Raw genomic sequence first — 20301 nt, 5'->3', positions numbered from 1 at the left:
GGCTTGCAAAGCTGGCAAAAAAACCATTTTAGCGCCGATTGGTCCCCGCATCCGCTTCGATTGGAGTCTTCCGGTGGCTTTTTTTCGCGTGCTTTCCCTGCGTAATCTGCCCACCGGATGGCATGCCGGCGACGCGGTTTATAATCGCTGGCTCCCCAACCGGAATTCCACCATGACCGAACAATTCTCCAAAAAAGCCGAAGCCTGGTCGGCCCGCTTCTCCGAACCCGTGTCCGATCTCGTCAAGCGCTACACCGCGTCCGTGTTCTTCGACAAACGCCTGGCGCAATACGACATCCAGGGCTCGCTGGCGCACGCCGAGATGCTGGCGGCCCAGGGCATCATCAGCGAGCACGATCGTGCCGAGATCGAACGCGGCATGACGCAAATCCGGTCCGAGATCGACGCCGGCAGCTTCGAATGGCTGCTCGACCTGGAAGACGTGCACCTGAACATCGAGAAGCGCCTGACCGAACTGGTCGGCGATGCCGGCAAGCGCCTGCACACCGGCCGCTCGCGCAACGACCAGGTGGCCACCGACATCCGCCTGTACGTGCGCGCCGCTATCGATGACATCCTGGCCCTGCTGAACGGCCTGCGCGGCGCCCTGACCGACCTGGCCGAACGCCATGCCGACACCATCATGCCGGGCTTCACCCACCTGCAGGTAGCGCAGCCGATCACCTTCGGCCACCACATGCTGGCCTATGTCGAGATGTTCGGCCGCGACGCCGAGCGCATGCAGGATGCGCGCCGCCGCGTCAACCGCCTGCCGCTGGGCGCCGCCGCCCTGGCCGGCACCACCTTCCCGATCGACCGCCTGCGCGTGGCCAAGACCCTGGGCTTCGACGACGTCTGCCACAACTCGCTGGACGCCGTGTCCGACCGCGACTTCGCGATCGAATTCACCGCCGCCGCCTCGATCCTCATGATGCACGTCTCGCGCTTCTCGGAAGAGCTGGTGATGTGGATCAGCCCGCGCATCGGCTTCATCGACATCGCCGACCGCTTCTGCACCGGCTCGTCGATCATGCCGCAAAAGAAAAACCCGGACGTGCCGGAACTGGCGCGCGGCAAGACCGGCCGCGTCTACGGCCACCTGACCGGCCTGCTGACCCTGATGAAAGGCCAGCCACTGGCCTACAACAAGGACAACCAGGAAGACAAGGAACCGCTGTTCGACACGATCGACACCGTGCTTGATACGCTGCGCATCTTCACCGACATGGCGTCGGGCATCACGGTCAAGGCCGAGAACATGCGCTCCGCTGCGCTGCAGGGCTATGCCACCGCGACCGACCTGGCCGACTACCTGGTCAAGAAAGGCCTGCCGTTCCGCGATGCCCACGAAGCCGTGGCGCATGCGGTGCGCGCCTGCGACCAGGCGGGCTGCGACCTGTCCGAGATGTCGCTCGAGACGCTGCAGGGCTTCTCGCCGCTGATCGAGCAGGACGTGTTCGAGGTGCTGACCCTCGAGGGTTCGGTGGCGGCGCGCGACCACGTGGGCGGCACTGCGCCGAACCAGGTGCGCGCGGCGATCGTGCGCGTGCGCCAGCAGCTGGCCGAGTAATCCTTACCATTGCGGCGGGCCGGCGCTTTTTGCGTCCCGGCCCGCTTTTCATTTCTACTACCGATAGCTGAACCAATGACCGCCCTACCCGCACGCGACTACGCCGCCTTCCTGTTCGACATGGATGGCACCATCCTCACTTCGATCATCGCCGCCGAGCGTGTCTGGGCCGCCTGGGCGCGCAGCCATGGCCTGGACGTCGACGTCTTTTTGCCGACCATCCACGGCAAGCGCAGCATCGACACGGTGCGCGGCGTCGGCCTGCCCGATATCGACGTGGAAGCCGAGGCGCAGCGCATCACGCTGGCCGAGATTGAGGATGTCGAGGGCATCGAGGCGATCGCCGGCGTGGCGGCTTTCCTCGCCACCCTGCCGGCCGACCGCTGGGCCATCGTCACGTCGGCGCCGCGCGCGCTGGCCGAGGCGCGCATCGCCGCGGCCGGGCTGCCGACGCCGCCGGTGATGGTGGCCGCCGAAGACGTCCAGCGCGGCAAGCCGGCGCCGGATCCGTTCCTGCTGGGCGCCGAGAAGCTGGGCATGCGCCCGCAGGACTGCCTGGTGTTCGAGGATACGCTGGCAGGCCTGCAATCGGCTGAGGCGGCCGGGATGGACAGCATCGTCGTCACCGCCACCCATCACCAGCCGCTCGAGACGAAGGTCACCGGCGTGCCGGATTACGACGACCTGCGCGCCATCCGCACGCCGGAAGGCCTGCTGCGCCTGCAGCGCACGCGGTCCTGAATTGTGCTCCTGCATGATGCTGGACGTGTTTCCATAACAGGAACTACCGCATTGTGGAGATTGGATCATGCAGCGCTACGCGAACCGAAGCGGCCATTCCGGCGTCGTCGCCTATGAACTCGGGGCCGACTCGATCACGGTGAAATTCACGGGCGGCGACCGCTACCTGTACGACACCGACACTACCGGCGCCGACCATATCGCGCGGATGCGCGAACTGGCGCGCGAAGGCCAAGGCCTGTCGACCTACATCAGCCAGCATGTGCGCGACCGTTACGCGCGCAAGCTGGACTGAAGCCAGGCGCTAGGCGTCCCGTTTCGGATAAGGCGTCCCGTCCTTGTGCAGATAGGCGTTCGACGCCTGCTCAAAGCGCATGTCGATGTCCGCATAGGTCACCACGTCGGCCATGTTGCGCGACCCGATCACGAGAAACACGCCCGGTCCCCAGCTGCGGTTGACCAGTTGGTGGCCATTCGGACGCCCGGCCGGGAAAGCAGCGTGGTCGCCCGCGCGCATCACGGTCTCTCCCTCATCCGTGACGAGCACGAGTTCCCCCGAGATGACCGTGACGAATTCGTCCTCGTGCGAGTGCCAGTGGCGCTGCGACGATGCGGCGCCAGGCTGCAGCTCGACCAGGTTGACGCCGAATTGCGTCAGGCCGCCTGCATCGCCCAACGCCTGGCGCGTGCGGCCGTCCACCGCCTCATGAAATGGCGCCGGATAGCCGGTGCCGCTCAACACCGGAATACTGTTCAGATCGAGTCTCGACATCGCACGTCCTTTCGGCTGCCCTGAATGAGTGAGGCGCGCGGTCAGGCGCGCTTCAGTACCAGCGTCAGGATATCGTAGCTCGCCACCAGTTCGTCGCGCTGGTTCGTCACCTGCACGTCCCACGCCACCACGCCCTGTCCCCTGCCCTGCTCATCCGCGCGGTTGCGGTCGACCTTGCGCTTGCAGGTCAGGCGCGCGCGGATGGTGTCGCCGATCGCCACCGGCGCCACGAAGCGCAGGTTGTCCAGGCCGTAGTTGGCCAGCACCGGGCCCGGCGCCGGCGACACGAACAGGCCGGCCGCCGCCGACAGCACGAAGTAGCCGTGCGCGATGCGCTGGCCGAACTGCGTGTCTTTCGCCGCGATCTCGTCGAAGTGCATGTAGAAGTAGTCGCCCGAGACGCCGCCGAAATTGACGATGTCGGCTTCGCTCACCGTGCGGCGGTGCGTCAAGAGAGAATGACCCATCTCCAGGTCTTCGAAGTAGCGGCGGAACGGATGGATCTCGCTTTCCTTGACGGCGCCACCGCGCACGTACTCGCCAGTGACCGCTCCCAGCATGGTCGGCGAACCCTGCACCGCCGCGCGCTGCAGGAAGTGCTTGACGGCGCGGATGCCGCCCAGCTCCTCGCCGCCGCCGGCGCGGCCCGGACCGCCGTGCTTCAGTTGCGGCAGCGGCGAGCCGTGGCCGGTGCTGTCCACCGCGGCTTCACGGTCCAGGATCAGCACGCGGCCATGCGAGGCCGCGGCAACCGGCACCGCATGCGCCGCGATTGCCGGGTCCTTGGTGGCGAGCGTCGTCACCAGGCTGCCCTTGCCGCGCGCGGCCAGCTCCAGCGCTTCGTCGATGTCGCGGTAAGTCATCAGGGTGCTGACCGGGCCGAAGGCTTCCACGTCGTGCACGGCGTCGTTGTCCATGGCGTTGCGGCACAGCAGCAAGGTCGGCGCGAAGAAGGCGCCGCTGGCGACGTTGTCGCCGACCGGATTGAAGCCGTCGCGCGCGCTGAACAGGACCTCGTTGCCGCGCGCGAGCAGCTCGACCCGCTCGCTCACGTCGCGGTGCTGGTCTTTCGAGGCCAGGGCGCCCATGCGCACGCCCTCCACTTTTGGGTTGCCGACCGTGATCTTCGCCAGGCGTTCGCGCAGGCGTGCGCCGACCGCATCGACCAGCGCCTCCGGCACGATCACGCGCCGGATCGCGGTGCACTTCTGGCCGGCCTTGCCGGTCATTTCGCGCGCCACTTCCTTCACGAACAGGTCGAACTCCGGGTCGTCGGGCGTGACGTCCGGCGCCAGGATCGCGCAGTTGAGCGAGTCGGCTTCGGCCGTGAACGGCACCGATGCGCGGATCAGGTTCTGGTTCGAACGCAGCTTGGCGGCGGTGTCGGCCGAGCCGGTGAAGGTGACGGCATCGAAGCCCTGCAGGCGATCGAGCAGGTCGCCGGTGCTGCCGATCACGAGCTGCAGCGCGCCATCGGGCAGCAGATTCGACGCCATCATCATCCTGACCACGGCGTGGGTGAGGTAGCTGGTGGCGGTGGCCGGCTTGGCGATGCAGGGCATGGCCGCCAGGAAGCTCGGCGCGAATTTTTCGAGCAGGCCCCAGATCGGAAAGTTGAAGGCGTTGATGTGCACCGCCACGCCGCCGCGCGGCACCAGGATGTGGGTGCCGGCGAAGCCGCCGCGCTTGCCCAGCGCCATGGCCGGGCCTTCGTGCAGCACGTTCGACGACGGCAGCTCGCGCGAGCCCATGCTGGCATAGGCGAACAGGGTGCCGATGCCGCCTTCGACGTCCACCCAGCTGTCCTGGCGCGTGGCGCCGGTCAGGTGCGAGATTTCATACAGTTCTTCCTTGCGCTCCATGAGGTAGAGCGCCAGCGCCTTCAGGCATTGCGCGCGCTTCTGGAAGTCCAGGCGCATCAGGCTCTTGCTGCCGGTCTTGCGCGCGAAAGCGAGCGCCTCGTCGAAATCGATTTTCTCGGCGTGCGTGTGATAGATCAGCGCGTCGTCGAGGGCGCTGTGCAGCGCGGTGTGCGCTTCCTGGCCGTGCCAGCGGCCGGCGATCAGGCTTTGTAGTGTCGGGATGTCACCCATGTTCTGTCTCCTCGTTTATCTCTTCAGACTCTCGGCTTGTGCATGCCGTCGGCGTCGAATGCGATGCGCTGCCGGTCCGGTTCCACTTCGGTATCCGCCTCGACCTCACGCATGGTCTGCAGCGAGCGCACGGCCAATTCGTGATACTGGCGGGTGCCGAAGCTCTTCCATTGCACGTCCTCGACGGTGAGCTCACGCACGACTTTCGCGGGCATGCCCATCACCATCGAGCGTGGCGGGATCACCATCCCCGCCTTCACGAAGCTCATCGCGGCCACGATCGACTCTTCGCCGACGACCGCCTTGTCCATTACCACCGCGTTCATGCCGACCATGGCGTTGCGCTTGACGCGGCAGCCGTGCAGCACGGCGCCGTGGCCGATATGGCCGTCGACCTCGACCACGGTATCTTCGCCCGGAAAACCGTGCATCACGCAGGTATCCTGCAGGTTGGCGCCCTCTTCCAGGATCAGGCGGCCGAAGTCGCCGCGCAGCGAGGCCAGCGGCCCGATATAGCAGCGCGGGCCGACGATCACGTCGCCGATCAATACCGCCGACGGGTGGACATAGGCGCTCGGATGCACGACCGGACGCACGCCGTCGATTTCGTAAACCTTCACCATCCTTATGTTCTCTCCACGATCAACGCGATGCCCTGGCCGACGCCGATGCACATCGTGCACAGGGCGTAGCGGCCACCCGTGCGGTGCAACTGGTTCACGGCCGTCATCACCAGGCGCGCGCCGGAGGCGCCCAGCGGATGGCCGATGGCGATCGCGCCGCCGTTCGGGTTGACGCGAATGTCGTCGTCCGCCAGGCCGAGGGCGCGCGTGACGGCCAGGCCCTGGGCGGCGAAGGCTTCGTTCAGCTCGATCACGTCCATCTGGTCGAGCGTGAGGCCGGTCTGGGCCAGCAGCTTTTTCACTGCCGGCGTCGGTCCATAACCCATGATGCGCGGCGCCAGGCCAGCGGTGGCCATGCCGACCACGCGCGCGCGCGGGGTCAAGCCGTGGCGGCCGGCGGCTTCGCTCGAGGCCAGCAGCAGTGCGCAGGCGCCGTCGTTCAGGCTCGAGGCATTGCCGGCGCTGACCGAGCCGTCCGGCGTCACCACGCCCTTCAATTTGGCCAGCGCTTCGATGCTGGTGTCGGGGCGCGGCTGCTCGTCGGTGTCGACCACGCGCGACTCGCCTTTCTTGAGGGCCACCGTCACCGGCACGATCTCGTCCCTGAAGAATCCCTCTTCGTTCGCGCGCGCCCAGCGCTGCTGGCTGCGCAGGGCGAAGGCATCCTGGTCGGCGCGGGCGATGCCGAATTCGCGCGCCACGTTCTCGGCGGTCTCGGGCATCGAGTCGATGCCGTACTTCGCCTTCATCGCCGGGTTGACGAAGCGCCAGCCGAGGGTCGTGTCTTCGATCTTCGCCGCGCGCGAGAACGCGCTGTCGGCCTTGCCCATCACGAACGGCGCCCGGGTCATGCTTTCGACACCGCCGGCGATCACGAGTTGCGCCTCGCCGGCCTTGATGGCGCGCGCGGCGGTGCCCACGGCGTCCATGCCCGAGCCGCACAGGCGGTTGATGGTGTTGGCCGGCACGTCTTGCGGCAGGCCGGCCAGCAGCGCGGCCATGCGGCCGACGTTGCGGTTGTCTTCGCCGGCCTGGTTGGCGCAGCCGTAGAACAGGTCGTCGACCGCCGTCCAGTCGACATCCTTGTTGCGGGCCATCAGCGCCGCGATCGGCAGCGCGCCAAGATCGTCGGCGCGGATGCTGGACAGGGCGCCGCCGTAGCGGCCGAAGGGGGTGCGGACGGCGTCAACGATGAAGGCGTCGATCATGAAAATCTCCAGTTATGGTTTTGGACGGCGGTCGACCACGCGCCTGGCCTTGCCGGTCAGGGTGCGCTCGATGCCTTGCGGCGGCAGCAGGGTCACGCGGGTGGTCACGCCGACATAGGTCTTGATGCAGTGCTGGAGGTCGCGGCACAGCGCGTCGACGCTGTCCGAAGGCAGGCTTGAATCACGCAGCTCGCCCAGCACCTCGAGCGTGTCGAGATGGCCGTCGCGCGCCACCACCAGCTGGTACTGCGGCGCCAGTGCCGGCATCTTGAGAATCAATTCTTCGATCTGGCTCGGGAACACGTTCACGCCGCGGATGATCAGCATATCGTCCGAACGGCCGGTAATGCGGCCCATGCGGCGCATCGCACGCGAGGTCGGCGCCAGCAAACGGGTCAGGTCGCGCGTGCGGTAGCGGATGATGGGCAGCGCTTCCTTGGTGAGCGAGGTGAACACCAGTTCTCCTTCTTCACCGTCCGGCAGCACTTCGCCGGTGTCGGGGTCGATGATCTCGGGATAAAAATGGTCTTCCCAGATCACGGGGCCGTCCTTGCTCTCGATGCATTCGCTGGCCACGCCCGGCCCCATCACTTCGGACAGGCCATAGATGTCAACCGCATCGATGCCGGCGCGCGCCTCGATCTCGCGCCGCATCGCGTCGGTCCACGGCTCGGCGCCGAAGATGCCGACCTTCAGCGAAGACTGCGCCGGATCGAGACCCTGGCGCGTGAACTCCTCGACGATATTGAGCATGTACGAGGGCGTGACCATGATGATCGATGGCTTGAAGTCGCAGATCAGCTGCACCTGCTTCTCGGTCTGGCCGCCCGACATCGGGATCACGGTGCAGCCCAGGCGCTCGGCGCCATAGTGGGCGCCCAGGCCGCCGGTGAACAGGCCATAGCCGTAGGAGATGTGCACCAGGTCGCCCCTGCGCCCGCCGGCGGCGCGGATCGAACGCGCCACGACGTTGGCCCAGGTGTCGATGTCGTTCTGCGTGTAGCCGACCACGGTCGGCTTGCCGGTGGTGCCCGACGAAGCGTGCACGCGCACCACCTGCTCGCGCGGCACGGCGAACAGGCCGAACGGGTAGTTGTCGCGCAGCGTCTTCTTCTCGGTGAACGGGAATTTGGCCAGGTCGGCCAAGGTCTTCAGGTCGCTGGGATGCACGCCCGCCTCGTCGAACGCGGCGCGGTAGTGCGGCACGTTGTCGTAGGCGTGCCTGAGCGTCCACTGCAGGCGCTGCAGCTGGAGCGCCTGCAGCTCGTCGCGGCTGGCGCGTTCGATCGGTTCCAGCTCGCCATCAAGCGGAATGCGTTGGACCATCTCGATCTCCTTTATACGTGTTGATTCACGCGTCCAGCGGCACCAGGGTGCCGGCCACGCGGTGCGACTTGCCCCGGAACAGCGCGATCGTGCGCCCGTCCTGGTCCGTCACGGCGACGTCGTAGACGCCGGTCTTGCCCTGCAGCGCCTGCTCCACGGCCTCGGCCACCAGCACGTCGCCGGGTCGCCCGGGAGCGAGGTAGTCGATGGTGCAGCCGGCGCCGACGGTATTGAAGTTGTGCGAGTTGCAGGCGAAGGCGAAGGCGCTGTCGGCCAGCATGAAGATGTAGCCGCCGTGGCAGGTGGCGTGGCCGTTGAGCATGTCGTCGCGCACCTTCATCGACATGCGCGCATAGCCGGGGCGGATCTCGAGCAGCTGCATGCCGAGGCCCTGGCTGACCGGATCGCGTTCGTACATCGTGCGGCCGGCCAGTTCGGCCAGCCCTTGTGCGCTACTGTGCATGGAAACGCGCTCCCTGCGGATCGGCAGCCAGCTTGCGGCGCAGCAGCGGCGACACGCGGTAGCGGTCTTCGCCATAGGTGGCGGCCAGGTTGGCCAGCACGGTGACGACCTGGCGCAAGCCGATCGTGTCGGCCCAGGCCAGCGGGCCGCGTGGGTAGTTCACGCCCTTCTGCATCGCGATGTCGACCGCGCGGGCGCTGCACACGCCCTGGTTGACCGCGTCGGCCGCCTCGTTGGCCAGCATCGCCACGGTGCGCATCACGGCCATGCCGGGCACGTCGTCCAGCCGCGTCACCGCGAAACCGGCGGCCTGGAACAGCCCGACCGCGGCCTGCCAGGCAGTGTCGCTGCACTGGTCGGCGCGCGCCAGCGCGATGCGGGTGGCGCCCGCCGGGTCGAGCAGCAGGTCGAACAGGATCGTGTCGCGGTGGCCGTCGGCCTCGGCGCGCTCGGTGGCGCTGCGGCCATCGGTCAGGTAGATCGCGGCGCCTTCGCAATACAGGCCCGGCGCCGCTTCGATGGCGACCGGTTCCAGGCCGGCGCCGCGCAGGCGACCGGCGACCGCATCGACCGCACCTCGCGCACCGGCGTAGCGCACTGCCGACGGCTTGCTGCCTGCCGCCTCGGTCTGCGGCGCCGGCTTGGGAACATCGTCGCCATAGCGGTAGAAACCGCGCCCCGTCTTGCGGCCCAGGAAGCCGGCGCTGACGAGTTCCTGCTGCAGGATCGAGGGCGTGAAGCGCGGATCGTTGTAATAGGCGGCGAACACCGAGTTGGTGACCGAGAAGTTGACGTCGTGGCCGATCAGGTCCATCAGCTCGAAGGGGCCCATGCGGAATCCGCCGCAATCGCGCATCACGGCGTCCAGCGTCGCCACGTCGGCGGCTTGTTCGAGCAGCAGGCGCAGGGCTTCGGCGTAGTACGGCCGGGCGACACGGTTGACGATGAAGCCGGGCGTCGACTTGGCGTGCACCGGGCTCTTGCCCCAGCTTTCCGCAACGGCGTGGACGACGTTCGCGGCGTCGCGGCTTGTCGCCAGGCCGCTGATGACTTCGACCAGCGCCATCAGCGGCACCGGATTAAAGAAATGCATGCCGACCAGGCGTTCGGGGTGTCGCAGTTGCGCGCCGATCGCCGTGACCGAGATCGAGGAGGTATTGGTGGCCAGGATGCAGTGCCGGCCGACGACGCCTTCCAGCTCGGCGAACAGGGCGCGCTTGGCGTCCAGGTTCTCGACGATGGCCTCGATCACGAGGACGGCGCCGGCGGCTTCCTGCGGTGACGCGATGCGCTTGAGGCGTTCGCGCGCCAGGTCGGATTCGACCGCGCCCATGCGGCCCTTCTCGACCAGCTTCGCATAGGTCTTGCCGATCTCGAGGATGGCCTTGTCGGCGGCGTCAGGCCGGGTATCGAACAGCAGGACCTGGTGGCCGGCGGTGGCCGCCACCTGGGCGATGCCGGCGCCCATGGCGCCGCTGCCGATCACCGCGACCGTGCTGCCTGGAGAGATGGCGTGCATGCTCACTCTCCCTTGAAATGCGGCGTGCGCTTGGCCATGAAGGCGGCGACGCCTTCGCGGTAATCGTGGCTGTAGCCGAGTTCGCGCATCATGCCGGCCTCGAGCTGCAACTGGTCTTCGAGCGAGTTGGCTTGGCTGGCCTGGAAGGCTTTCTTGGTGAAGGCCAGCCCTTTTGTTGGCGCGGCGGCGAAGTGCTCGGCCATCGCCATCGCTTCAATCATCAGGGCTTCGTCGGGCACGCAGCGCCAGATCAGGCCCCACTCCTCGGCCTTCTCGGCGCTGAGCTTTTCGCCCAGCATGGCCAGTCCCATGGCGCGGGCATGGCCGATCAGGCGCGGCAGGTGCCAGGTGCCGCCGGTGTCCGGGATCAGGCCCAGTTTGCTGAAGGCCTCGATGAAGCTGGCCGACTTCGCTGCCAGCACGATGTCGCAGGCCAGCGCCAGGTTGGCGCCGGCGCCGGCGGCCACGCCGTTGACGGCGCAGATGACCGGCATCGGCAGGTTCTTCAGGGTGAGCACCAGCGGGGCATAGAATTTTTCGACCGATTCGCCCAGGTCGACGCTGGGGGCGCCCGGGTCGACGGCGCGGTCGGACAGGTCCTGGCCGGCGCAAAAGCCGCGGCCGGCGCCGGTCAGGACCAGCACGCGGACCGATTTGTCGGCCTGCACGCGTTGCAGCGCATCGCGCACTTCGAGGTGCATGGCCTGGGTGAAGCTGTTCAGGCGGTCGGGGCGGCTCAGCGTCAGGAGCGCGATGCCGTTCTCGATCTTGAACATGATCGATTCATAGCTCATGGTTGTCTCCGTTATCAGGTTCTTATTCGTGGATATCGAAATCGACCACCACCTTGTCGGTGACCGGGAAGCTCTGGCAGCTCAGCACGAAGCCGCGCGCCACTTCGTAGTCTTCGAGCGCGTAGTTCACGTCCATCTCGACCTCGCCATCGAGCACCTTGCAGCGGCAGGTCGAGCACACGCCGCCCTTGCACGAGTAGCGCATGTCAAGCCCGGCGCGCAGGCCGGCGTCCAGCAGCGATTCCTTGTCCTTGTCCATTGTGAAGCTGGCGGCGCTGCCGTCCATGATCACGGTCACTTCGGTGAGGTGTCGTGCCTCCGCTTGCGCGGCGCGCGGCGTGCGCTCGCGCGCCGGCGCGCTGGCGGCGAACAGTTCGATCCGGATCTGTTCCTTCGGCAGACCCGCTCCCTGCAGCGCGCGCGAAACGCCATGCATCATGTCTTCCGGGCCGCAGATGAAGGCGACGTCGATGTCCTTGATGTCGATCCAGTGACGCAGGAACTGGCTGCACTTGTCTTCGGTGATGCGGCCGTTGAACAGCTCGATGTCCTGCTGCTCGCGGCTCATCACGTACACCAGGCGCAGGCGGCCCATGTACTGGTCCTTCAGGTCGGTCAACTCATCCCGGAAGATCACGCTCGATGAGGCGCGGTTGCCGTAGACGATGGTGAAACGGCTCTGGGGTTCGGCCTGCAGCGTGGTCTTCACGATCGACAGGATCGGCGTGATGCCGCTGCCGGCGGCGAAGGCCAGGTAATGGCGGCTGCTCGTCGCATCGAGCGGCACGTTGAAGTTGCCGCTGGGCGGCATCACGTCCAGCGTGGCGCCGGGCTGCAGGCTGTCGTTGGCCCAGCCCGAGAATACCCCGCCGCTGCAGCGCTTGATCGCCACCCGCAACTGCGCGTCCTGCACGGCCGAGCAGATCGAATACGAGCGGCGCACGTCTTCGCCGTCGATGGTGGTGCGCAGCGTCAGGTACTGGCCCTGGCGGTAGGCGAAGGTGTCCTTCAGCTCGGGCGGGACGTCGAAGGTGACGGCGATGGCGTCGCGCGTCTCGTGCTTCACCTTCGAGACGGTCAGTGGATAGAACTTGCTCATGCTGGCCTCATTGGACAACTCAGTGGCATTTGAAGTAGTCGAAAGGCTCGCGGCAGTCGAGGCACTTGTACAGCGCCTTGCATGGGGTCGAGCCGAACTCGCTGGTCAGTTGGGTGTGCGGCGAGCTACAGTGCGGGCAGGCGACGTCGGGCGCGGCGCGGCGGCGGATGCCGGCGTGCAGGCCGCTGATGTCGATCGCCTGCTGCACCGGCGGCGCGATGCCGTAGCCTTTCAATGCCGCCTTGCCGGCCGCGCTCATCCAGTCGGTGGTCCAGGCGGGCGACAGGCGGCTCTCGATGCGGACATCCTCGATGCCATGCGCGTTCAAGGCTGCGCTGACCGAATCGGCGATCACCTGCATCGCCGGGCAGCCGGAGTAGGTCGGCGTGATCGTGACCACGCATGCCTCGCCTTCCAGGCGCACGGCGCGCACGATGCCGAGGTCGACCACCGAGATGACCGGGATCTCCGGATCGGCGACCTCGCCGAGCCATTCCCACACCTGTTCGACCGAGACGTCGAGCGCGGTCATTACCAGGCCGCTCCGGGATAGGCGCGCTGCAGGAACTGCATCTCGGCCAGGATGAAGCCGAGGCGTTCGCTGTGGCGGCCCTGCTTGCCGCCGCGCTGCATCCAGGCGTCCGGCGACGGCATGGCCAGGGTGGCGTCGGTGAAGACCTCGGCCATGTGGTCGAGGGACTGCTTGCGCAACAGCTCCACCCCCGGCGCCACGCCCTGCTCCACCATCGCGTTGTCGATCTCGTCGTAGAGGAACATCTCGCCGCTGTACATCCACAGCTCGTCGAGCGCGGTCTGCATCATGGCGCGGCTCTGGTCGGTGCCGTCGCCCAGGCGCACCACCAGGTCGCCGCTGCGGCGCAGGTGGTAAGTGACTTCCTTGATCGACTTGGCGGCGATCTCGCGGATGCGCTCGTCGCTCGAGCGGGTCAGGCCGTCCATCAGGAAGTAGTGCCAGGTGTCGAACAGGAACTGGCGCATCAAGGTGTCGGCGTAGCTGCCGTTGGGCTGCTCGACCAGCAGGCAGTTGCGGTACTCGATGGCGTCGCGGAGAAAAGCCAGCCGGTCTTCGTCGCGGCCCCTGCCTTCGAGTTCGCCGGCATACGTCAGCCACATGCGGGTTTGGCCCAGCAGGTCGAGGGCGACGTTGGACAGGGCCATGTCTTCTTCGAGCGCGGGGCCCTTGCCGACCAGCTGGCACAGCTGCTGGGACAGGATCAGGGCGTTGTCGCCCTGGCGCAGCAGGTACTGGAATTTGGCGTCCATCGCATCGGTCTCCACAGGACTCACAGGTTCTTGACTTCTTCCGGCATCGGGAAGAAGGTCGGGTGGCGGTAGACCTTGCTGTTGGCCGGATCGAACAGCGCTTCCTTGTCGGAAGGGCTGCTGGCGACGATGTCGGCGGCGCGCGCGACCCAGATCGAGACGCCTTCGTTGCGGCGGGTGTAGACGTCGCGGGCGTTGTTGATCGCCATTTCGGCGTCAGGGGCGTGCAGGCTGCCGACGTGCTTGTGGGCGAGGCCGTGCTGGCTGCGGATGAAGACTTCCCACAGGGGCCATTCTTTGCTCATTGTTGTCTCCGTTGTTACGGTATGCCGGCGTGAGTCGGACGCGTCTCTTTATGCGGCGTTTTTTTTGGCGGCTTGCTTGTCGGCGTGGGCGACCAGGGCGTCGCGGAACCATTCGCCGTCGTCCCAGGCTTTCACGCGCGTGCGCAGGCGCTCGCGGTTGCAGGGGCCGTTGCCCTTCAGGACGTTATGGAACTCGGACCAGTCGATCTCGCCGAAATCGTAGGAGCCGCGTTCGGCGTTCCATTTGAGGTCGGGATCGGGAACCGTCAGGCCCAGGTATTCGGCCTGCGGCACGGTCTGGTCGACCATGCGCTGGCGCAGCTCGTCGTTCGAGAACAGCTTGATGCGCCAGGCCGTCGATTGCGCGCTGTTGACCGATTCGGCGTCCGACGGGCCGAACATCATCAGGGACGGCCACCACCAGCGGTTCAGCGCATCCTGGGCCATCGCCTTCTGTTCCGGCGTGCCCCTGGCCAGCGCCATCATGATGTCGTAGCCCTGGCGCGCGTGGAAGGATTCTTCCTTGCAGACGCGGACCATGGCGCGCGCATACGGCCCATACGAGCAGCGGCACAGCGGGATCTGGTTGATGATGGCCGAGCCGTCCACCAGCCAGCCGATCGCGCCCATGTCGGCCCAGCTCAGGGTCGGATAGTTGAAGATGCTCGAGTACTTGGCCTTGCCGGCGTGCAGGGCTTGCAGCAGCTCGTCGCGCGAGACGCCCAGCGTCTCGGCGGCGCTGTACAGGTACAGGCCGTGGCCGGCCTCGTCCTGGATCTTGGCCAACAGGACCGACTTGCGCTGCAGGGTCGGCGCACGCGTCACCCAATTGCCTTCCGGGAGCTGGCCGACGATCTCGGAATGCGCGTGCTGCGAAATCTGGCGGATCAGCGTCTTGCGGTACGCTTCCGGCATCCAGTCCTTTGGTTCGATCTTGATCCCGGCGTCGATGCGCGCCTGGAACGCCTGCTCTTCGGCGCTCATGTCCTGTTCTGTGCGGACTTTCTTGAGGCCGGTCTCCACCATCTGTGCGTACATAGCTTCCCCCGTGGTTCTCACCAATTGCAAACCCGTCCAAATCATAATACGATACAAAAAACTTGATGTACACAATAATTTTGAATCATATCGCAGCACCAAAAATTGACCGGAATCATGAAACGACTGTCCAGCACTGAATGGATCGCCCACGACCTGGCCCTCGATCCGCCGCGCCACAAGTCGCTCGTGGTGACCGTGTGCGGCGACACGATCGCGCCGCACGGCGGCGCCTTCTGGCTGGGCAGCATGATCGAGCTGGTGGGCCCGCTGGGCGTCGGCGACCGGCTGGTGCGCACCAGCGTGTTCCGCCTGGTGCAGGAAGGCTGGCTGACGGCCAGCCGCGAAGGCCGGCGCAGCCGCTATGCGATCGAGCCGAAGGCGCTGCCCCGCTTCGAGCGCGCCAACCGGCGCATCTATTCGGCGCCGGGCCTGGACTGGGACGGGCGCTGGACCTTCGTGCTGGCGCCGCATGGCAAGAGCGGCAGCATCGACAGCGAGCTGCGCACCCTGCTGCGCAAGGAACTCGAGTGGGAAGGCTTCGCGATGCTGGCCACCGGCGTGATGGCGCATCCCGCGCCCGAGCGCGACACGCTGCGCGAGATCCTGGCGCGCGCGGACGCCACCGACAAGGTCTTCGTGTGCCAGGTCGACGAGCTGCCCGGCATGGACGCGCGTCCGCTGCCCGAGCTGGTGGGCGACTGCTGGAACCTGAATGCGGTGGTGGGCGCCTATCGCGGCTTCATCGACCGCTTCGCGCCGCTGCCCGACATGCTGGGCAAGGACGACGTGACGCCCGAGCATGCGTTCGCGATCCGCACCCTGCTGATCCACGCCTACCGCCGCGTGCAGTTGCACGACCCGATGCTGCCGCTGGCCCTGCTGCCGCAGCCGTGGCCCGGGGCCGACGCCTATGCGCTGGCGCGCGAGATCTACCGCCTGTGCCACGCGCGCGCCGAGGAGCACGTGCTGGCGATGCTGCGCAAGGAAGACGCGGCGACGCCCGAGGCTGACGCCGCCTATTACGGCCGCTTCGGCGGATTGCGGGACTGAGACCCGGCGCACAAGAGCACGTCCAAAAGCGGGTATCATCGATGCTTTGACGCCTTTCCCAACACAGGACAACACCATGTCTATCAAGATCAGCAGCCAATTCGACGCTGGCGCCATCGAGGTCGTGAACGCCACCAGCGCCAACGCCATCGACCTGAACATCCGCAAGGACTCGCACGCCGACATCATCCAGTGGTTCTACTTCCGCCTGCAGGGCGCGCAGGGCGAAGCCTGCACCATCCGCCTGCTCAACGCCGGCAAGGCCGCCTATCCGGCCGGCTGGGAAGGCTACCAGGCGATGGCGAGCTACGACCGCGTGAACTGGTTCCGCGTGCCGACCACGTTCGATGGCCAGGTGCTCACCATCGAGCACACCCCGGGCATGGACAGCGTCTACTACGCTTATTTCGAGCCGTATTCGTGGGAGCGCCACCTTGAGTTGCTCGACCGCGCCCAGATGTCTGAAAACGTGCGCATGCTCGACCTGGGCTCGACCGTCGACGGCCGCGACCTGAACATGCTGGTGATCGGCGAGCCGGCCGAAGGTAAAAAGAAAGTGTGGGTGATCGCACGCCAGCACCCGGGCGAGACGATGGCCGAATGGTTCGTCGAGGGCATGCTCGACGCGCTGCTCGATCCGGCCCACCCGTTCGGGCGCCAGCTGCTGAAAGAGTCGGTGTTCTACGTGGTGCCGAACATGAACCCGGACGGCTCGGTGCGCGGCAACCTGCGCACCAACGCAGCCGGCGCGAACCTGAACCGCGAGTGGCTCAATCCGAGCATGGAGCGCAGCCCCGAGGTGTTCCTGGTGCTGCAGAAGATGCACGAGACCGGTGTCGACCTGTGCCTGGACGTGCACGGCGACGAAGGCCTGCCCTATGTGTTCGTGGCCGGCAGCGAATCGCTGCCGAACTTCACGCAGGAGCAAGGCGAAGCGCAGGACCGCTTCATCGCCGACTTCAAGATCGCCAGCCCGGACTTCCAGGACGTGCACGGCTACGGCGCCACGCCGTACACCGCAGAAACCCTGACCATGGGTTCGCCGCACATCACCCACGCCTTCGGCTGCCTGTCGCTGACGCTGGAACTGCCGTTCAAGGACAACGCCAACGATCCGGATCCGCAAGTCGGCTGGGATGGCGCCCGCAGTGCGCGCCTGGGCGCGGCGGTGCTGCAGCCGGTGCTGAACGCGATCCGCGCGATCAAGTAAGCACGCCCCACTGTCGCGACGACGCCCCGCATGGCGGGGCGTTTTTTATTGGCGCCAGGGTCAGAGCGCCGCGCCGAACGGGGCCAGGCGCATGGCAGATACCGACCGTCTGCAGGGCGATCAGGAGCGCGACCGGCCTGGCCCACAGTCCCCCGCCAGCTCAGGCGGATCTAGCCGGCCATCGGATCGGCCATCGACCCGTGCGGGATGCCCAGCGCCTTGGGCAGGCCGTGGGTGAACATGGCGATGCCGAAGACGCAGCGCAGCAGGGCAATCCCGCACGGCGGAGCGTTCAGAGTGCGACGCCCAGATGGGTGTTGACCCAGGCGTTCGCATCCGCGCTGCTGTCGAAGTGCAGGGTCGCGATCGCGGTTTTATCGGGTGCCAGGAAGGTGGCGTACACCTTGCGGCTGTCCGCGCCGCCCGAGCTGAGCAGGTCGGATTGCGGGGCCAGCTCGACGGTGGCCACCAGGTCGAGATTGAGCAGCACCGTCTTGGGGCTGCTTTCCTTGTCGATGCGGACGAATCGGCCCATGGCGCTCTCCTCTTCAGTTGCCGGCCACGACCATCTTCTCGATCAGGATCGAGCCGGTGGTCTTGTTGCCGCGTACGAGGGTGTCGTTACCGACGGCAACGATTTGCTGGAACATCTCACGCATATTGCCGGCGATGGTGATTTCTTCGACCGGATACTGGATGACGCCGTTCTCGACCCAGTAGCCGGACGCGCCGCGCGAATAGTCGCCGGTCACGTAGTTGACGCCCTGGCCCATCAGCTCGGTGACCAGCAGGCCCGTGCCGAGTTTGCGCAGCATGCCCTCGAAATCGTCGCTGCGGCGGGTGTCCCTGGAGACGATCTCGAGATTGTGCGAGCCGCCGGCATTGCCGGTGGTTTGCATGCCCAGCTTGCGCGCCGAGTAAGACGACAGGAAGTACCCCTGCAGCACGCCGTCGGCGATCACCTTGCGGCGCACGGTCTTGACGCCCTCTTCGTCGAACGGCGCCGAGCCGACCGCGCCGATCAGGTGCGGGTCTTCGACGATCTGGATGTGCGACGGGAACACCTGCTTGCCCAGGGTATCGAGCAGGAAGGTCGACTTGCGGTACAGCGCGCCGCCCGACACCGCTTGCACGAAGGCGCCCAGCAGGCCGGCGGCCAGCGGCGCCTCGAACAGCACCGGGCAGGTGCGGGTATTCAGTTTGCGCGCGTTCAGGCGCGCCAGCGCGCGCTCGGCGGCGTAGCGGCCCACTTTCTCGGGCTTGGCCAGTTCCTTGGGATTGCGCGACGAGGTGTACCAGTCGTCGCGCTGCATCTGATTGCCCTTGCCGGCGATCGGCGCCACCGAGATCGTGTGGCGCGAGAATGGATAGCCGCCGATGAAGCCGCGCGAGTTGGCGCCGACGAAATGCGATTGCTGGACGTAGACGCTGGCGCCTTCGCTGTTGGTGATGCGCTTGTCGACCTCGAAGGCGGCGTTTTCGCAGCGCTTGGCCAGCTCCACCGCTTCTTCGGTGCTGATCTGCCACGGGTAGAACAGGCGCAGGTCGCGCGGCGCGAGCTCGAGGAGATCGGCATCGGGCAGGCCGGCGCAATCGTCCTCGGCGGTGAAACGAGCGATGTTGGCCGCCGCCTCGACGGTCGCCTTGAGCGAAGAGGTCGAGAAATCGGAGGTGCTGGCATTGCCGCGGCGCTGGCCCACATAGACGGTGACGCCCAGGCCCTTGTCCTTGTTTTGCTCGATCGTCTCGATGTTGCCTTTACGCACAGAAACCGACAAACCGCTCCCTTCGCTGATCTCGACCGAGGCGTCGGTCGCGCCCTGCTCGCGGGCGAACGCCAGCACGTCGCGCGCCAGCTGTTTGAGCTGATCCTGGGTGTGGGTAAAAGCGTTGTCGTTCATAGGTGTTTTTCGTGGCAGGCCCTAAAACAGTTATCATAGCAGCCGTTTACAGTTTTCACTGATCGGCCCCGCGCCAATCAAATCCATTCATATCATGCCTAATCCAAATCGCGGCTCGGTCGGCTTCCAGTCGAACGAGTTCGAACCCGAATACGACCGTCCTTCCAAGTCGGAACTCAAGCGCCAGTCGAACGAGCTGCAAAAGCTCGGCGAGCAACTGGTCGACGCGCCACGCGACCGCGTCAAGCGCGTGCCGATGCCGGAAGACGTGCGCGATGTCATCCTCGAAACCCAGACCATCACCAACCACGAAGGCCGCCGCCGCGCCCTGCAATTCGTGGGCAAGAAGATGCGCACCCTGGACGAGGAAGAAGTCGCCGCCATCCAGCGCGCCATCGACAGCTGGAAAGGCGCCTCGAAGTCCGAGACCGCCGCCCTGCACGCGCTCGAGCGCCGCCGCGAGAAGCTGCTGGCCGACGACAAGGCCCTGACCGTCCTGCTCGAAGAAAATCCCGAGCTCGACGTCCAGCACCTGCGCACCCTGATCCGCAACGCGCGCAAGGAAGTGGCCGAATCCAAGCCGCCAAAGGCCTACCGCGAGATCTTCCAGATCCTGAAGGACCTGAGCAAGAAGAAGAAAGCCGACGCCGACGCCGAAGAAGAAGGCAACGATGACGAATCCGACGACGAGTGATGCGACGCTGGTGATTGGCCTGGTGTCGGTCTCCGACCGCGCCAGCGGCGGCGTCTACGAAGACAAGGGCATCCCGGCGCTGAACGAGTGGCTGGCGGGAGCGATCACCACGCCATTTCGCGTCGAGACGCGACTGATCCCCGACGACCGCGCCAGTATCGAAGCGACCCTGGTCGAACTGGTGGACAGCGCACGCTGCCACCTGGTGCTGACCACCGGCGGCACCGGCCCGGCGCGGCGCGACGTCACGCCCGAGGCCACGCTGGCCGTCGCCACCAAGGAAATGCCCGGCTTCGGCGAGCAGATGCGCCAGATCAGCCTGCGCTTCGTGCCGACCGCGATCCTGTCGCGCCAGACCGCGGTGATTCGCGAAACGGCGGACCACGCGGCCCTGATCATGAACCTGCCCGGCCAGCCGAAGTCGATCAAGGAAACCCTCGAAGGGCTGAAGGACGACGCCGGCAACACGGTCGTCGGCGGCATCTTCGCGGCCGTCCCCTATTGCATCGACCTGATCGGCGGCCCGTACATGGAAACCAATCCGGCGGTGAGCAAGACTTTCCGCCCCAAATCGGCATTGCGTCCGCCTGTCGCCTAACTGAAGGAAG

The 20301-nt window shown here is 66.4% G+C and carries 22 protein-coding genes; 7 read left to right on the top strand and 15 right to left on the bottom strand.

The features are described from left to right. Window positions 1-172: 172 nt before the first annotated feature. The 3 genes from argH to HMPREF9710_RS07135 all read left to right on the top strand — a co-directional run bounded on the left by argH (window position 173) and on the right by HMPREF9710_RS07135 (window position 2606). Complete coding sequence (argH, locus tag HMPREF9710_RS07145; protein ID WP_005665184.1) at window positions 173-1570, top strand: argininosuccinate lyase; 1398 nt, start codon at window positions 173-175, stop codon at window positions 1568-1570. A gap of 75 nt (window positions 1571-1645) precedes the next feature. Then, window positions 1646-2311 carry an HAD-IA family hydrolase gene (locus HMPREF9710_RS07140; protein WP_005665182.1) on the top strand — a complete coding sequence of 222 codons (666 nt, stop codon included), beginning with the start codon at window positions 1646-1648 and terminating at the stop codon, window positions 2309-2311. 67 nt (window positions 2312-2378) lie between these two features. Then, the gene (locus HMPREF9710_RS07135; RefSeq protein ID WP_005665180.1) at window positions 2379-2606 is read left to right on the top strand and encodes a hypothetical protein; all 228 of its coding nucleotides are present in this window, start codon (window positions 2379-2381) and stop codon (window positions 2604-2606) included. Between the two features lie 9 nt (window positions 2607-2615). Here HMPREF9710_RS07135 and HMPREF9710_RS07130 read toward each other — a convergent pair whose 3' ends face one another. From HMPREF9710_RS07130 to paaA, 13 genes are read right to left on the bottom strand one after another with little or no spacing between them, the layout of a single operon-like run. Further along, entirely contained in the window at window positions 2616-3083 is a 468-nt protein-coding gene (locus HMPREF9710_RS07130; RefSeq protein WP_005665178.1) for a cupin domain-containing protein, read from the bottom strand. 41 nt (window positions 3084-3124) lie between these two features. Then, window positions 3125-5176 carry a phenylacetic acid degradation bifunctional protein PaaZ gene (gene paaZ, locus HMPREF9710_RS07125; protein ID WP_005665177.1) on the bottom strand — a complete coding sequence of 684 codons (2052 nt, stop codon included), beginning with the start codon at window positions 5174-5176 and terminating at the stop codon, window positions 3125-3127. Between the two features lie 23 nt (window positions 5177-5199). Then, window positions 5200-5799 carry a phenylacetic acid degradation protein PaaY gene (gene paaY, locus HMPREF9710_RS07120; RefSeq protein ID WP_005665175.1) on the bottom strand — a complete coding sequence of 200 codons (600 nt, stop codon included), beginning with the start codon at window positions 5797-5799 and terminating at the stop codon, window positions 5200-5202. Between the two features lie 2 nt (window positions 5800-5801). Further along, window positions 5802-7007, bottom strand: coding sequence for a 3-oxoadipyl-CoA thiolase (gene pcaF / locus HMPREF9710_RS07115; RefSeq protein WP_005665173.1), 1206 nt, complete (start codon window positions 7005-7007; stop codon window positions 5802-5804). A gap of 12 nt (window positions 7008-7019) precedes the next feature. After that, complete coding sequence (gene paaK / locus HMPREF9710_RS07110; protein ID WP_005665171.1) at window positions 7020-8333, bottom strand: phenylacetate--CoA ligase PaaK; 1314 nt, start codon at window positions 8331-8333, stop codon at window positions 7020-7022. A gap of 25 nt (window positions 8334-8358) precedes the next feature. Beyond that, on the bottom strand, window positions 8359-8796 hold the full coding sequence (paaI, locus tag HMPREF9710_RS07105) for a hydroxyphenylacetyl-CoA thioesterase PaaI (protein WP_005665169.1): 438 nt from the start codon (window positions 8794-8796) through the stop codon (window positions 8359-8361). Further along, window positions 8786-10315: a 3-hydroxyacyl-CoA dehydrogenase PaaH gene (paaH, locus tag HMPREF9710_RS07100; protein WP_005665167.1), complete on the bottom strand. Its 1530-nt coding sequence runs from the start codon at window positions 10313-10315 to the stop codon at window positions 8786-8788. Before paaH ends, paaI begins: the two co-directional genes overlap by 11 nt. Window positions 10316-10317: 2 nt before the next feature. Continuing rightward, window positions 10318-11109, bottom strand: a complete 792-nt coding sequence (gene paaG, locus HMPREF9710_RS07095; RefSeq protein ID WP_005665165.1) for a 2-(1,2-epoxy-1,2-dihydrophenyl)acetyl-CoA isomerase PaaG — start codon at window positions 11107-11109, stop codon at window positions 10318-10320. Window positions 11110-11131: 22 nt separating this feature from the next. Next, a complete protein-coding gene (gene paaE / locus HMPREF9710_RS07090) occupies window positions 11132-12208 on the bottom strand; it encodes a 1,2-phenylacetyl-CoA epoxidase subunit PaaE (RefSeq protein WP_005665164.1) in 1077 nt (358 codons plus the stop codon). A gap of 19 nt (window positions 12209-12227) precedes the next feature. Then, entirely contained in the window at window positions 12228-12740 is a 513-nt protein-coding gene (gene paaD, locus HMPREF9710_RS07085; protein ID WP_005665162.1) for a 1,2-phenylacetyl-CoA epoxidase subunit PaaD, read from the bottom strand. Then, window positions 12740-13492 (bottom strand): 1,2-phenylacetyl-CoA epoxidase subunit PaaC, encoded by a 753-nt coding sequence (gene paaC / locus HMPREF9710_RS07080; RefSeq protein WP_005665161.1) that lies wholly within the window; start codon window positions 13490-13492, stop codon window positions 12740-12742. The genes paaD and paaC overlap by 1 nt, the downstream gene beginning before the upstream one ends. A gap of 20 nt (window positions 13493-13512) precedes the next feature. After that, window positions 13513-13797 carry a 1,2-phenylacetyl-CoA epoxidase subunit PaaB gene (gene paaB / locus HMPREF9710_RS07075; protein WP_005665159.1) on the bottom strand — a complete coding sequence of 95 codons (285 nt, stop codon included), beginning with the start codon at window positions 13795-13797 and terminating at the stop codon, window positions 13513-13515. A gap of 48 nt (window positions 13798-13845) precedes the next feature. After that, window positions 13846-14835 carry a 1,2-phenylacetyl-CoA epoxidase subunit PaaA gene (paaA, locus tag HMPREF9710_RS07070; RefSeq protein WP_005665155.1) on the bottom strand — a complete coding sequence of 330 codons (990 nt, stop codon included), beginning with the start codon at window positions 14833-14835 and terminating at the stop codon, window positions 13846-13848. A gap of 117 nt (window positions 14836-14952) precedes the next feature. Here paaA and paaX point away from each other — a divergent pair, with 117 nt between their 5' ends. Beyond that, window positions 14953-15888: a phenylacetic acid degradation operon negative regulatory protein PaaX gene (gene paaX, locus HMPREF9710_RS07065; RefSeq protein WP_005665151.1), complete on the top strand. Its 936-nt coding sequence runs from the start codon at window positions 14953-14955 to the stop codon at window positions 15886-15888. Between the two features lie 76 nt (window positions 15889-15964). Then, window positions 15965-17098 (top strand): M14 family metallopeptidase, encoded by a 1134-nt coding sequence (locus tag HMPREF9710_RS07060; protein ID WP_005665149.1) that lies wholly within the window; start codon window positions 15965-15967, stop codon window positions 17096-17098. Window positions 17099-17390: 292 nt separating this feature from the next. On the opposite strand, the gene HMPREF9710_RS07055 is transcribed toward HMPREF9710_RS07060, so the two are convergent. Both HMPREF9710_RS07055 and pmbA read right to left on the bottom strand, forming a co-directional pair. Beyond that, window positions 17391-17633 carry a hypothetical protein gene (locus HMPREF9710_RS07055; RefSeq protein WP_005665147.1) on the bottom strand — a complete coding sequence of 81 codons (243 nt, stop codon included), beginning with the start codon at window positions 17631-17633 and terminating at the stop codon, window positions 17391-17393. Between the two features lie 13 nt (window positions 17634-17646). Then, a complete protein-coding gene (gene pmbA, locus HMPREF9710_RS07050) occupies window positions 17647-18999 on the bottom strand; it encodes a metalloprotease PmbA (protein WP_005665146.1) in 1353 nt (450 codons plus the stop codon). A gap of 94 nt (window positions 19000-19093) precedes the next feature. Here pmbA and yjgA point away from each other — a divergent pair, with 94 nt between their 5' ends. Together yjgA and mog are read left to right on the top strand one after the other, a co-directional pair. Next, on the top strand, window positions 19094-19693 hold the full coding sequence (gene yjgA / locus HMPREF9710_RS07045) for a ribosome biogenesis factor YjgA (RefSeq protein WP_005665145.1): 600 nt from the start codon (window positions 19094-19096) through the stop codon (window positions 19691-19693). Next, window positions 19671-20291 carry a molybdopterin adenylyltransferase gene (gene mog, locus HMPREF9710_RS07040; RefSeq protein WP_005665144.1) on the top strand — a complete coding sequence of 207 codons (621 nt, stop codon included), beginning with the start codon at window positions 19671-19673 and terminating at the stop codon, window positions 20289-20291. The genes yjgA and mog overlap by 23 nt, the downstream gene beginning before the upstream one ends. The last annotated feature ends 10 nt before the right edge of the window (window positions 20292-20301 follow it).

Source organism: Massilia timonae CCUG 45783 (genome assembly GCF_000315425.1).
Taxonomy (GTDB): Bacteria; Pseudomonadota; Gammaproteobacteria; order Burkholderiales; family Burkholderiaceae_D; genus Telluria; species Telluria timonae.
This window is presented reverse-complemented; position numbering and strand designations above follow the sequence as displayed.

Bases quoted from the DNA above. Each gene is read 5' to 3' on its own strand.
- argH (WP_005665184.1), top strand. From the start codon at position 173: ATGACCGAACAATTCTCCAAAAAAGCCGAAGCCTGGTCGGCCCGCTTC.
- HMPREF9710_RS07140 (WP_005665182.1), top strand. From the start codon at position 1,646: ATGACCGCCCTACCCGCACGCGACTACGCCGCCTTCCTGTTCGACATG.
- HMPREF9710_RS07135 (WP_005665180.1), top strand. From the start codon at position 2,379: ATGCAGCGCTACGCGAACCGAAGCGGCCATTCCGGCGTCGTCGCCTAT.
- HMPREF9710_RS07130 (WP_005665178.1), bottom strand. From the start codon at position 3,083: ATGTCGAGACTCGATCTGAACAGTATTCCGGTGTTGAGCGGCACCGGC.
- paaZ (WP_005665177.1), bottom strand. From the start codon at position 5,176: ATGGGTGACATCCCGACACTACAAAGCCTGATCGCCGGCCGCTGGCAC.
- paaY (WP_005665175.1), bottom strand. From the start codon at position 5,799: ATGGTGAAGGTTTACGAAATCGACGGCGTGCGTCCGGTCGTGCATCCG.
- pcaF (WP_005665173.1), bottom strand. From the start codon at position 7,007: ATGATCGACGCCTTCATCGTTGACGCCGTCCGCACCCCCTTCGGCCGC.
- paaK (WP_005665171.1), bottom strand. From the start codon at position 8,333: ATGGTCCAACGCATTCCGCTTGATGGCGAGCTGGAACCGATCGAACGC.
- paaI (WP_005665169.1), bottom strand. From the start codon at position 8,796: ATGCACAGTAGCGCACAAGGGCTGGCCGAACTGGCCGGCCGCACGATG.
- paaH (WP_005665167.1), bottom strand. From the start codon at position 10,315: ATGCACGCCATCTCTCCAGGCAGCACGGTCGCGGTGATCGGCAGCGGC.
- paaG (WP_005665165.1), bottom strand. From the start codon at position 11,109: ATGAGCTATGAATCGATCATGTTCAAGATCGAGAACGGCATCGCGCTC.
- paaE (WP_005665164.1), bottom strand. From the start codon at position 12,208: ATGAGCAAGTTCTATCCACTGACCGTCTCGAAGGTGAAGCACGAGACG.
- paaD (WP_005665162.1), bottom strand. From the start codon at position 12,740: ATGACCGCGCTCGACGTCTCGGTCGAACAGGTGTGGGAATGGCTCGGC.
- paaC (WP_005665161.1), bottom strand. From the start codon at position 13,492: ATGGACGCCAAATTCCAGTACCTGCTGCGCCAGGGCGACAACGCCCTG.
- paaB (WP_005665159.1), bottom strand. From the start codon at position 13,797: ATGAGCAAAGAATGGCCCCTGTGGGAAGTCTTCATCCGCAGCCAGCAC.
- paaA (WP_005665155.1), bottom strand. From the start codon at position 14,835: ATGTACGCACAGATGGTGGAGACCGGCCTCAAGAAAGTCCGCACAGAA.
- paaX (WP_005665151.1), top strand. From the start codon at position 14,953: ATGAAACGACTGTCCAGCACTGAATGGATCGCCCACGACCTGGCCCTC.
- HMPREF9710_RS07060 (WP_005665149.1), top strand. From the start codon at position 15,965: ATGTCTATCAAGATCAGCAGCCAATTCGACGCTGGCGCCATCGAGGTC.
- HMPREF9710_RS07055 (WP_005665147.1), bottom strand. From the start codon at position 17,633: ATGGGCCGATTCGTCCGCATCGACAAGGAAAGCAGCCCCAAGACGGTG.
- pmbA (WP_005665146.1), bottom strand. From the start codon at position 18,999: ATGAACGACAACGCTTTTACCCACACCCAGGATCAGCTCAAACAGCTG.
- yjgA (WP_005665145.1), top strand. From the start codon at position 19,094: ATGCCTAATCCAAATCGCGGCTCGGTCGGCTTCCAGTCGAACGAGTTC.
- mog (WP_005665144.1), top strand. From the start codon at position 19,671: ATGACGAATCCGACGACGAGTGATGCGACGCTGGTGATTGGCCTGGTG.